Origin of the sequence: Xanthobacter albus (assembly GCF_043194895.2) — a bacterium.
Lineage (GTDB): Bacteria > Pseudomonadota > Alphaproteobacteria > Rhizobiales > Xanthobacteraceae > Xanthobacter.
In genome coordinates, this window is record NZ_CM195532.1 from 2,117,750 (window position 1) to 2,136,513 (window position 18,764).

Here is an 18,764-nt window from a genome sequence, read left to right on the forward strand (position 1 = left end):
TGCTCAGTTCTTGATAGTCATGCAGGCGAACGCGTTACGCTGAAGTAAACGGCAGGCTTCCTTCGCGCCCTTCTCGTCGAGGCCGGCGAAACGGGCGCGGTAGAGGGCGGTCGAGCCCTTCACGGTCTTCTCGGTGTACGGGTCGGCATTGCCGAGCACGGAGCGGGCCTTGTTCTGGGCGCTGTCGAGCTTGGCGCGGGCCTCGCTCTCCGCACCGAAGGCGCCGATCTGGATGCCCCAGCCGCTGCGGGAGGAGCTGGGTTGCTTCTCGGCGCGCTCGGGCAGGGCGACCGGAGCGATGGAAGCGGTGCGCACCGGCTGCTCGGCGGCGACGCGCCGGGCGGGCGCGTCCTGGCGCGCCGGAGCCTCCTGGCGTGCTGGCGTGTCCTGGGCGGCGACGGCGGCGGCGCGTTCGGCCAGGGTCGTCGGGCGGGCGGGCGGCACGTAGCGGCTGTTGTCCTTCTCGGCCGGGGCGGCGGCGACGGCCTCGGCCTTCGGCGCGGCCTGCTGGCGCGAACGGCCGGGGTTGGCCGGAATGGCGGCGGCCGCCGCGCTGGTGGTGGGCTCCATGTAGCCGAGCACGCCGGCCGGATTGCTGAAGCCGCGCGCGGCCGCGGTGGCCGAGGCCGCCGCGGAGGCCGCGGGCGCCGCGGCGGAGGCGGCCACCGGCCGCTGGATGGCGACCGTCTTCACCGCCACCGGGCGGATGGGCTCCACCGATCCGCTCTTCACGGACGGTGAGGGAATGGAGGCCGTGGTGGCCGGCTCCGGCGCTATCATCGCATATTGCGGCTTCGGCAGCGGCGCGACGTCATGGGCGGGCTCGCGCTCGGCCGGCTGGGGAGCGGGCGCGGCGGAGGCGAACAGGCCGCCGTTCTCGGTGACCTTGGGGGCCGTGCGCGCGCCAGCATAGGCGCGCGGATAATTCTCCGCCAGCAGCGAGCGCATGCGCGCATCGCGCGAGCCGGCGGAGCGCCCGCCGAGCACCACCGCCACCATGTAGCGGTCGTCGCGCTTCATGGAGGTGAGGAGGTTGAAGCCGGAGGCCTGGGTGTAGCCGGTCTTGATGCCGTCCACGCCCTCGACCGCGCCCACGAGGCGGTTGTGATTGCCGATGGATTCGCCGCGATAATAGAAGGTGCGGGTGGCGAAGTAGCGGTATTCCTTGGGGAAGCGATCCTGGATGGCGCGGCCGAGGGTGGAGAGGTCGCGGGCGGTGGTCACCTGCCCCGGATTGGGCAGGCCGGAGGCGTTGCGGAAGGTGGTGCGCGTCATGCCGAGCGCACGGGCCTTCTGGGTCATCAGTTCCGCGAAGTCGCTCTCGGTGCCGCCGAGGGCCTCGGCGATCACCACCGCCACGTCGTTGGCCGAGCGGGTGACGATGGCCTTGATGGCATCCTCCACCTCGATGGTGGAGCCCGCGCGCACGCCGAGCTTGGAGGGTGACTGCGAGGCCGCCTTCGCGGAGACGGGAAGATCACTGCTGAGCTTCAGGCGGCCCGCCTCGAGCTGCTCGAACAGCAGGTAGAGGGTCATCACCTTGGTGACCGAGGCAGGATGCCGCAGGGCGTCTGCGTCGTCCTCGTAGAGCACGCGGCCGGTATTGGCGTCCAGCACGATGGCGGAGGAGCCATAGTGCCAGCGGCCGGACTCGTCCTGCGTCACGCGTGTGGCGCTGGCGTTGCGGCGCTGGGCGGAGGACTTCTTCGACTTGCCGGAATTCTTCGTGCTTTCCGCCTGCGAGTGCTTGCGCGGCCTCGCATCGGCTGCGGTGGACGAAAAGGCGAACCCCGCAAGAACTGCCACGGCAAGGGCTTTGGTCAGGAGCGAAAGGCTCGCGGAAGCTGTACGCATGGACATGTGCCCCGTCTGAACGGTCGTCGCGCTGGCCAGGACCCCCGTGCCGACGCCATGCGTCTCGGCCTTCCGCAAGGCTGTTTCGCGGCGAAGGCGGCGGGGAAATGCGACCGTGCAGGAAGCCTAAGAAGTCGGGGTTACCAAGGCGTGAATCCGGCGATGGAATGGCCGTCGGGGTTGTTGTGCAGTGCACAAAAATCCTTGACACCCATGTTGCGCTGCATATTATTTCATCGGGCGGGATCAATAGCCCGCTCATCCGGAAATGGCAGATCCGGCGGCTTCGCCGGCTAGAGGAATGAGGACTCCCATGGTGCAGAGCACGGAAGAGCTTCAGCAGCTCAGCAAGGACAACATCGAGAACGCCCTCAAGAGCTTCAGCCTGCTCTCCAAGAGCGCCCAGGCGATCGCTGTCGAAGTGGCGGACTACACCAAGACCTCTTTCGAGCAGGGCACCGCTGCGCTTGAGAAGCTGCTCGGCGCCAAGAGCCTCGATCAGGCCATCGAGATTCAGCAGTCCTACCTGAAGTCCGCCTACGAAGGCGCCGTGGCCCAGGCCACCAAGCTCGGCGAGCTGTATACCGAGCTGGCCAAGGAGACCTACAAGCCGTTCGAGAGCGCCTTCGGCAAGGTCGCTCGCTGAGGCTTTCCGGGCCTCCAGCCCCGACGTTCCATCTGCCCATGACGTTGAGGGACGAAAGTCCGAAAGGCCCGACCTTGCGTCGGGCCTTTTTCGTGACGACATACCCGCCAGGACGTCGGCGTCCGGGCGGGGCGGCGGCGCGCATGCGCGCGTTCATGCATCCGAGGGCGCCGGCGGACTGGCGCTGAACCGGCCGGTTTTCTATGATCGCGCGGATTTGCGCCGAGGCCGGCCCGCCTGGGCTGGCGCAGCGGACGAGCCCGCGCCGGCGGACAGCCCCTTTTCGGGGCGCGACGGGGCGCGGCAACGTCAGGCGCAGTAACACCCGGGCGCGGTGAAACAAGGCGCGATGGACATGATCGCGACGGACATGATGCAGGAACGATTTGCTTCTCCACCGCCGGCATTCATGACGGATCCGGACCCCACCCGACGCGATGGCAGCGGCACCGCCGTCATCAGCCGCACGCGGCCGCAGACCAAAAGGCCGAGCCTCTACCGGGTGCTGCTGCTGAACGACGACTACACGCCCATGGAATTCGTGGTGCACGTGCTGCAGCGGTTCTTCAACAAGAACACCGACGAGGCCAACCGCATCATGCTGCACGTCCACCACCACGGGGTGGGCGAGTGCGGGGTGTTCACCTACGAGGTAGCCGAAACCAAGGTGACGCAGGTGATGGATTTCGCCCGCAAGCACCAGCATCCCCTCCAGTGCGTGATGGAAAAAAAATAGCGCCCGGCGAACGCGGCGGCGCGGGGAAATTCAAGCTGGGGCGGGAGGTTAACGGGGCGGATTTCAAATCGGTGATGGCCGCGGCGCATGGGGGGACTTGCGCACCGGGGGATCCAGTACGAAGTTTGTGTGAATGGTGCACATGCCTTCGAGGTCTGCGGCCCTTCCGCGGATCGACGGGTGATGCGCGGAAGAGGTGTCGATGCCTACATTTTCACGCAGCCTCGAGCAGTCGCTTCATCGCGCTCTGGCCCTCGCCAACGAACGTCATCACGAATACGCCACGCTGGAGCATCTGCTGCTCTCCCTCGTCGATGACCAGGACGCCGCAGCCGTCATGCGGGCGTGCAACGTCGACATGGACAAGCTGCGGCGCAACCTCGTCGAATATGTCGATTCCGAACTCGAGAATCTGGTCCAGTCGGGCTCCGACGATTCCAAGCCCACCGCCGGCTTCCAGCGCGTCATCCAGCGCGCGGTGATCCATGTGCAGTCCTCCGGCCGCGAGGAGGTGACGGGCGCCAACGTGCTGGTCGCCATCTTCGCCGAGCGTGAGAGCCATGCCGCCTATTTCCTGCAGGAGCAGGACATGACGCGGTATGACGCGGTCAACTACATCTCCCACGGCATCGCCAAGCGCTCGGGCATGTCCGAGAGCCGGCCCGTGCGCGGCGCCGAGGAGGAGACCGAGACCAAGTCCGGCGACGACAAGCAGAAGAAGACCGACGCGCTCGAAGCCTATTGCGTGAACCTCAACAAGAAGGCGCACGAGGGCAAGATCGACCCGCTGATCGGCCGCGACAGCGAAATTCAACGCACCATCCAGGTGCTCTGCCGCCGGCAGAAGAACAACCCGCTGTTCGTGGGTGAGCCCGGCGTGGGCAAGACCGCCATCGCCGAGGGCCTGGCCAAGCGCATCAATGAGGGCTCCGTTCCCGAGGTGCTCGCCACCGCCACCGTGTTCGCGCTCGACATGGGCGCGCTGCTGGCCGGCACCCGCTATCGCGGCGATTTCGAGGAGCGCCTCAAGCAGGTGGTCAAGGAGATCGAGGCCTATCCCAACGCGATCATGTTCATCGACGAGATCCACACGGTCATCGGCGCCGGCGCGACCTCGGGCGGGGCCATGGACGCCTCCAACCTGCTGAAGCCGGCGCTCGCCTCGGGCAGCCTGCGCTGCATGGGCTCGACCACCTACAAGGAATACCGCCAGTATTTCGAGAAGGACCGCGCGCTGGTGCGCCGCTTCCAGAAGATCGACGTGGCCGAGCCCTCCGTGGCCGACGCCATCGAGATCCTGAAGGGGCTGAAGCCCTGCTTCGAGGACTACCACAAGCTGCGCTACACCAGCGAGGCCATCAAGGCCGCGGTGGAGCTGAGCGCCCGCTACATCCATGATCGCAAGCTGCCCGACAAGGCCATCGACGTGATCGACGAGAGCGGCGCGGCGCAGATGCTGGTGCCCGAGGCCAAGCGCAAGAAGACCATCGGCATCAAGGAGATCGAGGCCACCATCGCGACCATGGCGCGCATCCCGCCCAAGTCCGTCTCCAAGGACGATGCCGAGGTGCTGGCCAATCTGGAAGCGACCCTCAAGCGGGTGGTGTACGGGCAGGACAAGGCCATCGAGGCGCTGGCGGCCTCCATCAAGCTTGCCCGCGCCGGCCTGCGCGAGCCGGAGAAGCCCATCGGCAACTATCTGTTCTCCGGCCCCACCGGCGTCGGCAAGACGGAAGTGGCCAAGCAGCTCGCCTCCACGCTGGGCGTGCCGCTGCTGCGCTTCGACATGTCGGAGTACATGGAGCGCCACACGGTCAGCCGCCTCATCGGCGCGCCTCCCGGCTACGTGGGCTTCGACCAGGGCGGCCTGCTGACCGACGGCGTGGACCAGAGCCCGCACTGCGTGCTGCTGCTGGACGAGATCGAGAAGGCCCACCCGGACCTCTTCAACATCCTCCTGCAGGTGATGGACCACGGGAAGCTGACCGATCACAACGGCAAGCAGATCGACTTCCGCAACGTGATCCTCATCATGACCACGAACGCGGGCGCGGCTGATCTCTCCAAGCCCGCCTACGGCTTCACCCGCAGCAAGCGGGAGGGGGACGACACCGAGGCCATCAACCGCACCTTCGCGCCGGAGTTCCGCAACCGGCTCGACGCGGTGATCCCCTTCGCCCACCTCACGACGGAGGTCATCTCCCAGGTGGTGGAGAAGTTCGTGCTGCAGCTGGAGGCCCAGCTCGCGGACCGCAACGTCACCATCGAGCTCTCCGATGCGGCGAGCCGCTGGCTGGTGGAGCGCGGCTATGACGAGCAGATGGGCGCCCGTCCCATGGCGCGCGTCATCCAGGAGCACATCAAGACCCCGCTCGCCGACATGGTCTTGTTCGGCGCGCTCAAGCATGGCGGCCATGTGCGCGTGGTGGTGGAAGGCGAGGGCCGGGATTCCAAGCTCGGCTTCGAGTTCCCGGAAGGTCCGGTCACGCCCAAGCCCGAGAAGATCGCCGAGGAGCCGAAGCGGGCTGCGCGCCGCAAGCCGGCGGCTGCCGCAAAGGCCGCGAAGTCCGGCAAGCCGGCTCCCAGGGGCGGCAGCAAGGGAGGCTCGGCCTCCAAGCCGCCGCTGGTGAAGGCCTGAGCGGCCCGGCGAGCCGGTATCGATGAGGGATGGGGGCGGCTTCGGCCGCCCCTTTTCGTTGGTGCCGCCGCGCGCGGATCGTGGCGCATCGCGCCCAGGTTGAATTCGCCGAGGCATCTGACACACTCGGAAACCCAGTTCTGGGAGTGGCGCAGATGGCGACGTTCAAGCTGCCCTTGTCCGGCGACGTGACCCAATTCTTCCGCCTGCTCACCTCCAACCTGACGGCGGTGGGCAGCCAGCTCGGCTTCGTCAACATCAACCTCGGCGCCTCGAAGGCGCCGGAGGTGGAGGAGCAGGTGCTGGACAATGTGGGCAGCTACGGCACCCAGATCGGCCGCATCAATGATGCGCTGGCGGTGCTTGTCACCCATTTCCACCCTACCGTGCCTCTCACGCCGGACGAGGTGCGGGCACTCGACCGCCTGCGGACGATGCTGGACGACATCGCCGACATCAAGGAGCAGCATCAGCGCAAGGCGGTGCGCATTCCCTATGGCGCGGGCACCGGGCTATTGCCCTGACGGCGGGGCCGGCGCGGCCGCTCAGGTGCCGGCGCCCGGCCGCGGGGCGCTCCGCGGCAGGCGATAGAGCACGTGATGCCGCAGCCGATGGCCTTCAGGCACGGTCGGCATGTCGAAATCGTCGCGCGGATCATGGGTCATGCCGAGCCGCTCCATCACCGCGCGCGAGCGGCGGTTCGCGGGCACGGTGAGGGCGATGATCTCACCGAGCCCGAGCACATCGAAGCCGTGGCGCAGGCAGGCGCGGGCGGCCTCGGTGGCATAGCCATGGCCCCAGGACGCACGCAGGAAGCGCCAGCCGATTTCCACCGCAGGGGTGAAATGGGCGGCATATGGCACATGCACGAGGCCGCAATAGCCGGCGAACGGCGTCACCCCCGGCACCTCCGCCACCCACAGGCCGAAGCCGTGGTTCGCGAAATGGAGGGCGATGCGGTCGGCCACCGCGTCCGAGGCGGCGCGGTCGGGCACCGGCATCAGGAATTCCATCACCGCCGGGTCGGACTGCATGGCCCACAGGGCGTCGCGGTCCTCGGTCCGCCAGGGGCGCAGCAGCAGCCGTGGCGTGCGCAGGGTGGGAGCGGCCATCACGCCTCGCCGAGATGGGCCGCGAGGCGCTCCGCCACCGGAAAGACGCTGAACGCCCGCTCGGTCAGGCGCGCCACCGGGCGGATGCCGAGGCTGGAGGTGAGGAAGATCTCTTCCGCCTGGGCGAGGTCGTCCGGTGTCAGAGGCCGTTCCTCCGCCCCCTGGGCCTTCACCGCCGCCCGCATCACGCCGGGCAGGGCGCCTTCCGACACCGGCGGGGTGACGAGCCGCCCGTCGATCACCGCGAACAGGTTGGCGATGGTGCTCTCCGCGAGGCGCTCCCTGGTATTGAGCAGCAGCGCGTCGTCGGCGCCGGCCCGCGCCGCCTCCTGGCGGGCGAGGATGTTGTCGAGATAGTTGAGGGACTTCACCTGGGACAGTGGCGAGCGCTCGTTGCGCCTTGTGACGCTGGCGATGATGAGCCGCGCCGGCGGCGGGGGCGGCGCCATGGGCGCGGCGGTGATGAGCACCGTGGGGTGGGGCTCCGCCGGCGGCAGCACGCCGCGCGGGCCGCTGCCCCGGGTCACCGTGAGGCGCAGCACCCCGTCGTCGAGGGCATTGGCGGCCCGCACCTGTTCCAGCGCCGCGCCGAAATCCAGCGCCGGCAGGGGCAGGCCCAGCACCGCGGCACCTCGGGTGAGGCGGGCGAGATGGGCCGGCAGGCGCCGCAGGAAGCCGCCGCGCACCCGCAGGGTCTCGAACAGGCCGTCGCCCAGGGTGAAGCCGCGATCGCCGGGGGCGATATGGGCTTCCCCGGCCTCCATCAGGGCGCCGTTGAGATAGAGCTTCACCGGCCTTCTCCGGAAAGGGCGCGCAGCATGGGCGCGAGCTTCACGAGGCTCTCCTCGTATTCGTCCGCCGGGTCCGAATCCGCCACGATGCCGCCGCCGGCATGGGTGAGCAGCGTCTCGCCGGCGCGGGTGATGGTGCGGATGACGATGGAGGAATCCATGGCGCCGTCGAAGCCGATCCAGGCCACCGAGCCGCAATAGACGCCGCGCGGGAAGGGCTCCAGCTCGTGGATGATCTCCATGGCGCGGATCTTGGGCGCGCCGGTGATGGAGCCGCCGGGGAAGCAGGCGGTGAGCAGGTCCATCGGGCCCAGGCCCTCCCGCAGCCGGCTCTCCACCACCGAGACGAGATGGTGGACGTTGGCGAAGGTTTCGAGCCCGCACAGCACCGGCACCTTCACGCTGCCCACCCGGCTCACGCGGCTGAGGTCGTTGCGCATGAGGTCCACGATCATGAGGTTTTCCGCCCGGTCTTTCACCGAGGCGAGAAGCGCGGCGGCCAGTGCGGCGTCGGCGGCCGGGTCGGCGGCGCGGCGGCGGGTGCCCTTGATGGGGCGGGTCTCCACGCGCCCGTCCGCATCGAGGCTGAGGAAGCGCTCGGGCGAGGCACTGAGCACCGCAAGCTCCGGCCCGCAGCGCAGGAAGGCCGCGAACGGCGTGGGGCTCACCGCCCGCAGCCGGGCATAGAGCTGAAGGTCCGTGAGCCCCGCCGGCAGGGGCGCGCGCATCTGCTGGGTCAGGTTGGCCTGGAAGATGTCTCCGGCGCGGATGTACTCGATCACCCGCGCCACCGAGGCTTCCACCGCGGCGCGCGGCTGGTCGGGCGCGAAGCGGCCGGTCACGGTCCAGTCCGGTGCCGGCGCCGCGGCGGGGGCGGAAGCGAGACGGTCGAGCACTTCGGCCGCCCGCGCCTCGGCGCGTCGCCGGCGCGCGGCGGGATCGGTCTCCGGCAGGCCGGAGGAGAAGAGGCAGGCGCGCCTTTCGGCATGGTCGAAGGCGAGCACGACATCGTAAAGGCCCATGGCCATTTCCGGCACCGGGGGCCGCCCCGCGCGGGGGGCGGGCAGGCGTTCCAGATGGCGGCCGAGATCGTAGCCCAGGAAGCCCACAGCGCCGCCGGTGAAGGGCATGGCGCTATTTTCCGTGCGCGGGGCCGGCGCATCCGCATGGTCGGCGAGCGCGCGGGCGAGCACCTGGAACGGGGCGCCCGCCACCTCCCGCCCGTCCACCTTCGTGCCCGCCCCGTCGGCGGTGACGACGCGGAACGGATCGGCGCAGACGTAGGAGAAGCGCGCGCGGGGATCACCGGCGGCGGCGCTATCCAGGAAGGCGCAGAAGGGCGCGTCGGCGAAGGCGTGGAAGACGGCGAACGGGTCGCGATACGGAATGTCGATGCGAAGCACGGGCAGGCGACCGATTCGGAGCAGGCGCAGGGAGGATGACGTCGCGGCGGCGGCGCTGCAATCGTTTCGCGCGCCGCCGGTCCTGCCTACATTACACCGCCCGTGCGGGAAAGGCGCCCGCGCGGGCGCCGTGACGCGCGGGCCTGTCGCATCCCCCGCGCAAATGGTATGGCGACCTTACCAACACCAGTGAAGACTCCTGCACGGCCTTTCCATGTCCCACCGGCCCCCTCCCGACCCCGCACCGCCGCCCCTCCGCTCCACCCTGGGCTGGGCGCTCCAGGGCGCGCGCCACGGCATCTCCGTGCCGGCCCTGGTGCTGTTCGCCAGCTACACCGGCTTCGGCGCGCTGCTGCAGGGGCTCGCCTTTCCGCTCGGGGCGGGGGTGCTTTCCACGCTGCTGGTGTGGGCGCTGCCGGCGCAGGTGATCCTGGTGGGTGGCCTCGCCGCCGGCTCGGCGCTGCCGGCCCTCGCCTTCGCCGTCACGCTCTCCTCCATGCGGCTTCTGCCCATGGTGGTCTCGGTGGCCCCCTACATGCGCGGCCCGCGCCGCAGCATGCTGATCGAGCTGCTGTGCGCCCACTATGTGGCGATGACGCTGTGGGTGGAGGGGCTGCGCCTGCTGCCGCACCTGCCGGGAGAGGCGCGGGTGCCCTTCACCCTCGGCCTCGCCAACACGCTGGTGAGCGTGAGCATGGCCGGCACGGTGGTGGGCTATCTCATGGCCGGCAGCCTCTCGGGCCCGCTCGCGGGCATGCTCCTGTTCCTCACGCCGCTGTCCTTCTCCGTGCTCATGGTGCGCAATGCCTCTTCGCTCACGGAGTGGCTGGCGCTCGGCGCCGGCTTCATCATCATGCCCTTTGTCACCGGGCTCGACGGCGGGCTGGACCTGCTGATCGCGGGGGTGGGCGGCGGCACGCTCGCCTACATGGCCGGGCGCCGGCATCGGAGGCGGGCATGAGCGCGGCGCTGACGGAAGGCGCGGCGGTGCTCATCGTCGTGCTGGTGGGCTTCCTGCCCACGGAGGTGTGGCGCTCGCTCGCGGTGCTCGCCGGCCGGCGGGTGGAGGCGGGCAGCGAGGTGTTCCACTGGGTGAAGGCGGTGGCGACGGCGCTGCTGGCGGCGGTGATCGCGCGGCTGCTGTTCGTGCCCGCCGGGCCGCTGCTGGCGGTGCCGCTGCTGGTGCGGCTCGGGGCGGTGGCGGGCGGCGTCGCGGGCTTCGCGCTGCTGCGGCGCTCGGTATTCGCCGGGGTGCTGGTGGGCGAGCTGCTGCTCGGTGCCGGCATTCTCCTGTTCGCCAGCTGACCCCCTGCGCTGCGGGGCGCGGATGGCTGAAGCATCCGCGCCCCGGAGGGGCTCAGCGGTAGCTGAAAAAGGCCGGCAGGTCCTTGAGGCGCGGGTGCTTGCGGTCCTTGTCGGAGAGCACCAGCTCCGCCGCGGGCACCGGCCAGGCGATGCCGATGTCGGGGTCGTCGAAGGCCACGCCGCCGTCATCGGCGGGGCTGTAATATTCGGTGACCTTGTAGACCACCTCGCAATCGTCCTCCAGCGTGCAGAAGCCGTGGAGGAAGCCCGGCGGCACCCAGAGCTGGGCGCCGGTGGCGGCATCCAGCGTCACCGCCACGTGGCGGCCGAAGGTGGGCGAGCCGTGGCGGATGTCCACGGCCACGTCGAAGATGGCGCCGCGCACCACGCGCACCAGCTTGCCCTGGGCGGTGGGCGGCTTCTGGTAGTGCAGGCCGCGCAGGGTGCCCCGAGGCGCCGAGAGGGAGTGGTTGTCCTGCACGAAGCCCATGTCGGCCACCTCGGCGCGGAACACCCGGTCGCTCCAGGTCTCGGTGAAGAAGCCGCGGCTGTCGCCGAAGCGCTTCGGCGTCACCAGCTTCACGTCGGGCACATCGAAAGTCTGCACGTCCATGGGAGGGTCCTGAAGATGAGCGCGGGACGGGTCGACCGACTCGTGGCGCCTGTATAGCCCAACGGCCGGCGCGTGTCGGCGGGGCTCTGCGCCCGCCTGCCGCAGGGCGCGGATTGACAAAGGCGCGCCGGACGCGGACAGTCGCATCGTTCCGAGGGGGGCCCCGAGAGCGGGGGCTGAGAGTGGGCGCGCCGCCCTGACCCTTGAACCTGATCCGGCTCATACCGGCGGAGGGACGGGAACCTGCGGCACGCGCATGCGCGGTCGCGGTCAGGCGGAAGCCGCACCCAATCTGCCCCAGGCGAGTTCGGATCGCTCGTGTGCCAGAGAGGATGCGCCATGAACACAGCCGTCGATCCCAGCAAGATGAGCACGGGCGGTCCCAAGACCGTCACCACCGGCCCCATCGTGGGCTCCCGCAAGGTCTATATCGATGTCCCCGGCCAGGCCGGCATGAGCGTGCCGGTGCGGGAGATCGTGCTGTCCGACCCGGCCGAGCCGCCGGTGCATGTCTATGATTCCTCAGGCCTCTACACCGAATGCGCCCCCACCGTGGACCTCGACGCCGGTATCCGGGGCCAGCGCGAGGCGTGGGTGGCCGGGCGCGGCTTCGAGGCCGTCGTCCCGCGCGAGGTGAAGCCGGAGGACAACGGCTTTGCCGGCGACCGGCTGGTGGCGGCCTGCCCCGCCGAGCGCACCATCCGCCGCGCCGCCCCCGGCCAGATGGCGACCCAGTACGAGTTCGCCCGCGCCGGCATCATCACGCAGGAGATGGTGTTCGCGGCCGCCCGCGAGAACCTCGGCCGCGCCGAGGCGGTGGAGGGCGCCGCGGAGGCGCTCGCCGACGGCGAGAGCTTCGGCGCGGAGATCCCGCCCTTCATCACGCCCGAGTTCGTGCGGTCCGAGATCGCGCGGGGGCGTGCCATCATCCCGGCGAACATCAACCACACCGAGCTGGAGCCGATGGTCATCGGCCGCAACTTCCTGGTGAAGATCAACGCCAACATCGGCAATTCGGCCGTCACCTCGTCCGCCGCCGACGAGGTGGAGAAGATGGTGTGGGCCATCCGCTGGGGCGCCGATACGGTGATGGACCTCTCCACCGGGCGCAACATCCACAACATCCGTTCCTGGATCGTGCGCAACTCGCCGGTGCCGATCGGCACCGTCCCGATCTACCAGGCGCTGGAGAAGGTGGGCGGCGACCCGCTCAAGCTCGACTGGGAGGTGTTCAAGGATACGCTCATCGAGCAGGCCGAGCAGGGCATCGACTATTTCACCATCCATGCCGGCGTGCGGCTGGCCTATGTGCCGCTCACCGCGCGGCGCACCACCGGCATCGTCAGCCGCGGCGGCTCCATCATGGCGCGCTGGTGCCTCGCGGGGCATCGCGAATCGTTCCTCTACGAGCGGTTCGACGAGATCTGCGACATCATGCGGGCCTATGACGTTTCCTTCTCGCTGGGCGACGGCCTGCGCCCCGGCTCCATCGCCGATGCCAACGACGCCGCCCAGTTCGCCGAGCTGGAAACCCTGGGCGAGCTCGCCAACATCGCGTGGCAGAAGGGTTGCCAGGTCATGATCGAGGGGCCGGGCCACGTGCCCATGCACAAGATCAAGGCCAACATGGACAAGCAGCTCAAGGCCTGCGGCGAGGCGCCGTTCTACACGCTCGGCCCGCTCACCACCGACATCGCGCCCGGCTACGACCACATCACCTCCGGCATCGGCGCGGCCATGATCGGCTGGTTCGGCTGCGCCATGCTCTGCTACGTGACGCCCAAGGAGCACCTGGGCCTGCCCGGCCGCGACGACGTGAAGACCGGCGTCATCACCTACAAGATCGCCGCCCACGCCGCCGACCTCGCCAAGGGCCACCCCGCCGCGCAGATCCGCGACGATGCCGTGAGCCGGGCGCGCTTCGACTTCCGCTGGCAGGACCAGTTCCATCTGGGTCTCGACCCCGACACGGCGCAGAAGTTCCACGACGAGACCCTGCCCAAGGACGCCCACAAGGTGGCGCACTTCTGCTCCATGTGCGGGCCGAAGTTCTGCTCCATGAAGATCACCCAGGAGCTGCGCGCCGAGGCCAAGCTGATGGAGGGGGCGGACGGCGGCCTCACCGCTGAGGCGGCGGCCGAGGGCATGCGCCAGAAGTCGCAGGAGTTCCTGGCCGAGGGCGGCAAGCTCTATGTGAGCGCGGCGGAGTAATCCCTCCGCGCCGAAGCATGAGGGCCACGGCCGGCGCGTTCCGGCCGGGGCCCTTTTTCACGGAGCCGCACCTTCCGCAGCGCCACGACAGAGCCCGCGGTTTCATATAACCTCGGCCGCACTCCGGCGGGCATGGGCCGAGGCGCGTGCCCGCCGCCATGCGGGGAGCTGGAATGAGCGTGGATCAAGCGGCGGCGCGGGCGTCCGCGCCGGAGGGCGGCTTTTCCCATCCCAATGCCTGGCTGCGGGAGCTGGCGCGGCTGAAGCCCGCGCCCTGGCCCTGGGGCCGGGCCATCCGCGCCGCCTTCTGCATCGGCGTGCCCTTTTCCGTGGGCTATGCCTGCGGCGACATCATCACCGGCATGTGGATTTCCATGGGCACGCTGATGATGGCGGCCGGGGAGCCGGAAGGCACCTACCGCTCCGTGTTCCGCCGCCTTGCCCTCTCGGGCCTCATCGGTTGCCTCGGCTATCTGGCCGGCTACCTCGCAGGCCTGCCCTGGGGCGTCACGGTGGCGGCCATGGCGGTGGCGGGCTTCGCGGGCGGGCTGCTCAGCGGCTATGGCGCCATCTGGTCCATCGGCACCATGCAGGCGCTGCTGCTCGCCTCCATCGCCATCGGCGTGCCCGGCATCGGGCCCTATTGGTGGTTGAGCGTGCTCTACATCGCCGGCATGGCCTTCTACATGGCGGTGCTGGCGGTGGAGGCGCTGCTGTTTCCCCGCCGGCCCCAGCGGCAGGCGAAGACGGTCCTCATCTCGGCGCTGGCGGGCCTCGCGCGGGCGCGCGTGCAAGAGCCCGGCACCCCCTTTGAGGCCGCCCGCCGGAAGGTGACGGATGCGCTCTCCACCCTCGCCGGCCTGATGCTGGAGGCGCGCGCCTCCAGCGGCGGCCACCACGGTGAGGCGGACGACCTCGCGGCCCTCGTGCAGGCCTGCGACGGTCTGTTCGCGGCGCTGCTGTCGTCGGAAGATGCCGAGGCGCTGCAGGCGGCGGCAGCGCGGCTCGACGCGCTCGCCAGGGCGGAAGCTCACGGCGACTTGCCGGAGGGACCTTCGTCGGACGGCCTGCGCGATCCGCTCACCGCGGCCGTGCGCGGCACCGCCGCCGCCCTGCGCGCGGGGCCGCAAGCGCAGGCGCCGGAGCGCGCGGAGCCGCCGGCTAGCGGAGGGTTGCGCCTCTTCCTCGATCGCCTCGCGCCCGGAGGGGAGAATGTGCGCGCCGCGCTCGCGCTCGGCCTGTGCATGGGCCTTGCCTATGCGGCCCACTGGCTGGACCGGCAGAACCACTGGTTCTGGATTCCGCTCACCGTCAGTCTCGTCATGAAGCCCGATCTCGGCTCGGTGTTCGCGCGGGCGGTGCTGCGCTGCGTGGGCACCATCGGCGGCGCGGGGCTTGGCGCGGCGGCGCTCGTTCTTCTGCCCAAGGGGGAGTCGGTTGTTCTCGTCATCGCCGCGCTGTCGGCGGTGCTGCCCTGGGCCATGCGCCGCTCCTACGTGCTACAGGCGGTGGTGCTGGCGCCGCTGGTGTTGCTGCTGGTGGACATCATCGAGCCCGGTCCGCGCAACATGGACTATGCGGTCCAGCGCATCGTCGACACCTTCATCGGCGGCGCCATCGTGCTGGTGTTCGGCTATTTCCTGTGGCCGCGCTCGCGCCAGGGCCACCTTGCCACGCGCTTCCATGAGGCGAAGGGCATGCTGGGCGAATATCTCCTGGCCGCCTGCGGCGTGGGGCCCGGCTCGGGGAGGGACCTCTCCGAGCATCGCCGCCGCGCCTACGGCCGCCTCGCGGACATGCGCGCGACCCTGCGCATCGCCATGATGGAGCCGCCGCCCGCCTGCACCGAGGCCGGCGCCTGGTTTCCCCTCGTCGCCGGGGCGGAGCGGGTGTGCGACCGCATCACCACCCATTCCGCGCGGCCCGGCCGGAAGGTCGCGCCAGAGGACGCGGCGGCATTGCGTGCGCTCGCGCTCTACATCGCCGCGACGCCGGACGAGCGGGACGCCATGGCCCCGCCGTCGATGCCGGTCGCGCCCGAGCTTTCCGCCCTCGCGCGCGGCATCATGGACGAACTCGCCCACATGGCGCGCCTGCAACAGCCCGATGGCTTCCCGCATGCCCCCGGCGGCACTCCGCTGCTCGCGCTGAAGTCATGCAGCTCCAGCGAAGGCACGCCGCCGTTTTCAGAAGACGGGACGCACTGAGCCGCGAGCAGCGGATGGGAGGCCGCCACCCGTGTCGTGGCGGCGCCTGTCCATTGGCAGCCGCGCAACCCATGCGCGCAGCCCATGGGGCATGGGATGCCGTCGCCCTGGGGCCCGCCCGCCCCCCGTCGGAGCCATTTTTCCCGCCCGGACGGGACGTGACCTTTCACGAAACGTCGGCGATGCGTGCCGCGCGCCACCTGCCACGGGGCGGGTGGCACGCTGTCGGCGTCGTGGCCGCCGGCCGGGTCAGGCGGCGTCGGCGGGCCGCTTGGCGGGCGGGGCCATGAAGGCGGGGGAGACGGGATCGCTCACCGTCCGCGCCAGGATGGCGTCGATCTCCGCATTCGTTCCGGCGTCGATGTGGAAACCGTCCACCTGCGAGACCGGGTCGAGCTGGCCGGGATGGCGCGCGCCCCACAGCGCGATGGTCGGCCCCTGGTCCAGCACCCAGCGCACGGCCAGCGCCAGCACCGGCTTGCCGTAGCGTGCCTGGGCGAGGGCCTTCAGCTCCTCCACCGCCTTCAGATATTGCGGGAAGCGCGGGGCGGTGAACTTCGGGTCCACCTTGCGCAGGTCGTCGCCCTCGAAGGTGGTGGCGGCGGTCATGCGGCCCGAGAGCAGGCCCCGGCACAGGGCGCCGTAGCTCAGCACGGTAAGGCCGGTGCGCGCCGCATAGGGCAGCACGTCGGCCTCGATCTCCCGCTCGAACAGGTTGTAGGGCGGCTGCACCGCATCGAGCGGGGCGGCGGCGCGGAAGGCGTCCATCTGCGCGGGGGAATAGTTGGAGACGCCGATGGCGCGGATCTTCCCCTCCCGCTTCAGCGCCTCCAGGGTGCGCGCGGTTTCCTCGAACGGGGTTTCAAGATCGGGCCAGTGCACCTGGTAGAGGTCGACGGCATCGGTCTTCAGGCGCCGCAGCGACTCCTCGATCTCCTGCCGGAGACGGGCCGGGCGGCTGTCGCGGAACACCCTGCCGTCCTTCCAGGCGAGGCCGACCTTGGTGGCGATCTGCACCTTCTCGCGCAGGCCCCCCGCCAGCGCCTTGCCCACGATCTCCTCCGAATGGCCGAAGCCGTAGACGGGGGCGGTGTCGATGAGCGTGATGCCGCGCTCCACGCCGGCGCGGATGGTGGCGATGGCGTCCTTTTCGTCGGAGCCGCCCCACATCCAGCCGCCGATGGCCCAGGTGCCGAGGCCGATGCGCGAGGTCTTGATGCCCGAAGAGCCGATTTCGATCTGTTCCATGGGAACGTCCCCTTTGCTGCCAGTGCTCAGGATTGCCCGGAATCGCGGGCCGCGAGGTGGCCGATGGCGGACCAGTCCTGGTCCGCACCGCCATTGGCGAGGAGGGTAAGGAAGCGGTCTCGCAACAGGCTCGCGAGCGGCAGCGGCACCTCCAGCGCCTCGCCGGCCGCGAGCGCGAGCTTGATGTCCTTCAGGCCCAGGGGGGCGGCGAAGCCCACCGGGTGGTCGCCGGGTTCCGCCAGCAGGCGGCCATAGGTCTTGTAGACGGGGGCGCCGAACAGGGTGGAGGTGAGCAGCTCCAGATACTCGCCCTTGTCGATGCCGCCCTTGCCCACCAGCGCCATGGCCTCGCCCAGGGATTCGATGACGCAGGCGATGAGGAAGTTGCCGGAAAGCTTCACGAGATTGGCGCGGGAGGGGATGTCCGACACTTCGAAGGTGCGCTGGCCCACCGCCTCGAACAGCGGCCGGGCGGCGGCGATCGCCGCGGGCGCGCCGGCCGCCACCACGAACAGGTTGCCGGCTGCCGCCACCTCGGGCCGCCCGAACACCGGCGCCGACACATAGAGCTGCCCCGCTTCCGCATGCGCGGCGGCGAGCCGCTCCGACAGCGCGACGCTGATGGTGCTGGCGGAAACGTGTAGGGCGCCCTTCGGCAGGGTGGCGATGAGCCCTCGGGGCGCGAACACCACTTCTTCCACCGCGGCGTCATTGGCGAGCATGGTCACCACCGCTTCGCCCCGGCAGGCGTCGGCCACCTCGGCGGCGCGGGCGGCGCCTGCCGCCACCAGGGCATCGGCCTTGGCCTGGGTGCGGTTGTAGACGGTGACGGCATGTCCGGCCTTCACGAGGTTTCCGGCCATGCCGGAACCCATTTGGCCCAAACCGATGAAGCCGATCTGCATGGTTTTCGTCCTCCTCGGGCGCCTGGCCCGTCCGAAAGCTTGCGCACCATGGGCGCGCACAATTAATCTTTCAAATGGAATATCGAGATCAGATTGATCTCATTTGAAGATCAGTTGGAGCGAGGGGGCGGCCATGGAACTGCGGCAGCTTCAGCATTTCGTCGCGGTGGCGGAGGAGGGGCATTTCACCCGCGCCGCGCGGCGCGCGAACATCGTCCAGTCGGCGCTGTCCAGCTCCGTGCGGGCGCTGGAGGAGGAGCTGGGCGCCCAGCTCTTCGTGCGCACCACCCGGCAGGTGCGCCTCACCGCCGCCGGGCGGGTGTTCCTGGACAAGGCGCGCCATGTGCTCGCCGCCGCGCGGGAGGCGCGGGAGGCGGTGGCCGCCGTGGCCGGGCTGGAACGGGGGGCGCTTTCCATCGGCACGGTGCAGAGCCTGCCGGCCTTCCTCGACCTGCCGGCGCTGCTGGCGCGCTTCCATGCGGCCTTTCCTGCCATCGAGGTGCGGCTGTGCCAGGGCGGCACCGGGGAGCTTCTGGAGAAGGTGCGGGCCGGCACGCTCGATCTTGCCGTGCTGCCCCTGTGCCATGCGCCGGCGGATATCGCCACCACCCTCATCGCCTGCGAGGCGCTGGTGCTGGTGTGCCCCAAGGGCCACCGGCTGACCCGCCGCGCCCGCGTGGGCCTCTGCGATCTGGCGGAGGAGCCGTTCGTGGACTTCGAGCCCGGCTGGGGCACGCGCGGCGTGGTGGATCGCGGCTTTGCCCAGGCGGGGGCCGAGCGCCGCCTCGCCTTCGAGGTGAGTGATCTCGACACCCTGCTGGCCCTGGTGGCGCGGGGGCTGGGGGTGGCGCTGGTGCCGGAGGCGATCGCGCGGACACGCGCCTCGGCGCTCGCGGTGGTGGAGCTGGCGGAGCCGGAGCTGTGCTGGGAGCTGGTGGTGGCCCATGCGAGCCCCGGCCCCGCCACCGGCGCCAAGGCGGCGCGCGATCGGCGCGCGGCCCTCGACGGGGCGCCGCGCGCCTTTCTCGATCTTCTCGTCGCGCCGGGTCTTTCGGAGGCGGCGGAGGCGCTGCCTCTCTGAGCGGCGCTGTGTCG

16 protein-coding genes and 1 riboswitch are annotated in these 18,764 nt (G+C 70.2%); of the genes, 9 read left to right on the forward strand and 7 right to left on the reverse strand.

Translation table 11 applies throughout. From position 1 onward, the window contains the following. Positions 1-3: 3 nt before the first annotated feature. Complete coding sequence (locus V5F75_RS09410) at positions 4-1,854, reverse strand: serine hydrolase (RefSeq protein WP_394037491.1); 1,851 nt, start codon at positions 1,852-1,854, stop codon at positions 4-6. A gap of 313 nt (positions 1,855-2,167) precedes the next feature. Between V5F75_RS09410 and V5F75_RS09415 the strand changes: the two genes are divergently transcribed. The 4 genes from V5F75_RS09415 (at position 2,168) to V5F75_RS09430 (ending at position 6,398) form a co-directional block, all read left to right on the forward strand. Continuing rightward, entirely contained in the window at positions 2,168-2,500 is a 333-nt protein-coding gene (locus V5F75_RS09415) for a phasin family protein (RefSeq protein ID WP_393990118.1), read from the forward strand. A gap of 409 nt (positions 2,501-2,909) precedes the next feature. Then, positions 2,910-3,236, forward strand: a complete 327-nt coding sequence (clpS, locus tag V5F75_RS09420) for an ATP-dependent Clp protease adapter ClpS (protein WP_393990117.1) — start codon at positions 2,910-2,912, stop codon at positions 3,234-3,236. 202 nt (positions 3,237-3,438) lie between these two features. Beyond that, positions 3,439-5,874: an ATP-dependent Clp protease ATP-binding subunit ClpA gene (gene clpA, locus V5F75_RS09425; protein ID WP_394037489.1), complete on the forward strand. Its 2,436-nt coding sequence runs from the start codon at positions 3,439-3,441 to the stop codon at positions 5,872-5,874. A gap of 155 nt (positions 5,875-6,029) precedes the next feature. After that, the gene (locus V5F75_RS09430) at positions 6,030-6,398 is read left to right on the forward strand and encodes a hypothetical protein (RefSeq protein WP_394037487.1); all 369 of its coding nucleotides are present in this window, start codon (positions 6,030-6,032) and stop codon (positions 6,396-6,398) included. 21 nt (positions 6,399-6,419) lie between these two features. Here V5F75_RS09430 and V5F75_RS09435 read toward each other — a convergent pair whose 3' ends face one another. From V5F75_RS09435 to pabB, 3 genes are read right to left on the reverse strand one after another with little or no spacing between them, the layout of a single operon-like run. Continuing rightward, on the reverse strand, positions 6,420-6,986 hold the full coding sequence (locus V5F75_RS09435) for a GNAT family N-acetyltransferase (protein WP_394037485.1): 567 nt from the start codon (positions 6,984-6,986) through the stop codon (positions 6,420-6,422). Further along, a complete protein-coding gene (locus V5F75_RS09440; protein WP_394037483.1) occupies positions 6,986-7,777 on the reverse strand; it encodes an aminotransferase class IV in 792 nt (263 codons plus the stop codon). Before V5F75_RS09440 ends, V5F75_RS09435 begins: the two co-directional genes overlap by 1 nt. Beyond that, entirely contained in the window at positions 7,774-9,180 is a 1,407-nt protein-coding gene (pabB, locus tag V5F75_RS09445) for an aminodeoxychorismate synthase component I (RefSeq protein WP_394037481.1), read from the reverse strand. Before pabB ends, V5F75_RS09440 begins: the two co-directional genes overlap by 4 nt. 214 nt (positions 9,181-9,394) lie before the next feature. Here pabB and V5F75_RS09450 point away from each other — a divergent pair, with 214 nt between their 5' ends. After that, complete coding sequence (locus V5F75_RS09450) at positions 9,395-10,141, forward strand: AzlC family ABC transporter permease (RefSeq protein ID WP_394037479.1); 747 nt, start codon at positions 9,395-9,397, stop codon at positions 10,139-10,141. Next, positions 10,138-10,485 (forward strand): AzlD domain-containing protein, encoded by a 348-nt coding sequence (locus V5F75_RS09455; protein ID WP_394037477.1) that lies wholly within the window; start codon positions 10,138-10,140, stop codon positions 10,483-10,485. Before V5F75_RS09450 ends, V5F75_RS09455 begins: the two co-directional genes overlap by 4 nt. A 52-nt stretch (positions 10,486-10,537) precedes the next feature. Here V5F75_RS09455 and rfbC read toward each other — a convergent pair whose 3' ends face one another. Continuing rightward, the gene (gene rfbC / locus V5F75_RS09460; protein ID WP_394037475.1) at positions 10,538-11,098 is read right to left on the reverse strand and encodes a dTDP-4-dehydrorhamnose 3,5-epimerase; all 561 of its coding nucleotides are present in this window, start codon (positions 11,096-11,098) and stop codon (positions 10,538-10,540) included. A 144-nt stretch (positions 11,099-11,242) separates the two neighbouring features. Then, positions 11,243-11,351, forward strand: a riboswitch (TPP riboswitch). An 86-nt stretch (positions 11,352-11,437) separates the two neighbouring features. Here rfbC and thiC point away from each other — a divergent pair. Both thiC and V5F75_RS09470 read left to right on the forward strand, forming a co-directional pair. Continuing rightward, positions 11,438-13,309: a phosphomethylpyrimidine synthase ThiC gene (thiC, locus tag V5F75_RS09465; protein ID WP_394037473.1), complete on the forward strand. Its 1,872-nt coding sequence runs from the start codon at positions 11,438-11,440 to the stop codon at positions 13,307-13,309. 173 nt (positions 13,310-13,482) lie between these two features. Beyond that, positions 13,483-15,516, forward strand: coding sequence for an FUSC family protein (locus tag V5F75_RS09470; RefSeq protein WP_394037471.1), 2,034 nt, complete (start codon positions 13,483-13,485; stop codon positions 15,514-15,516). A gap of 249 nt (positions 15,517-15,765) precedes the next feature. Here the strand turns inward: V5F75_RS09470 and V5F75_RS09475 are convergent, their stop codons facing one another. Together V5F75_RS09475 and V5F75_RS09480 are read right to left on the reverse strand one after the other, a co-directional pair. Beyond that, a complete protein-coding gene (locus V5F75_RS09475) occupies positions 15,766-16,764 on the reverse strand; it encodes an aldo/keto reductase (RefSeq protein ID WP_394037469.1) in 999 nt (332 codons plus the stop codon). A 26-nt stretch (positions 16,765-16,790) separates the two neighbouring features. Continuing rightward, positions 16,791-17,669, reverse strand: a complete 879-nt coding sequence (locus V5F75_RS09480; protein WP_394037467.1) for an NAD(P)-dependent oxidoreductase — start codon at positions 17,667-17,669, stop codon at positions 16,791-16,793. Between the two features lie 133 nt (positions 17,670-17,802). Between V5F75_RS09480 and V5F75_RS09485 the strand changes: the two genes are divergently transcribed. Beyond that, entirely contained in the window at positions 17,803-18,750 is a 948-nt protein-coding gene (locus V5F75_RS09485; protein WP_394037465.1) for a LysR family transcriptional regulator, read from the forward strand. Positions 18,751-18,764: the final 14 nt, after the last annotated feature.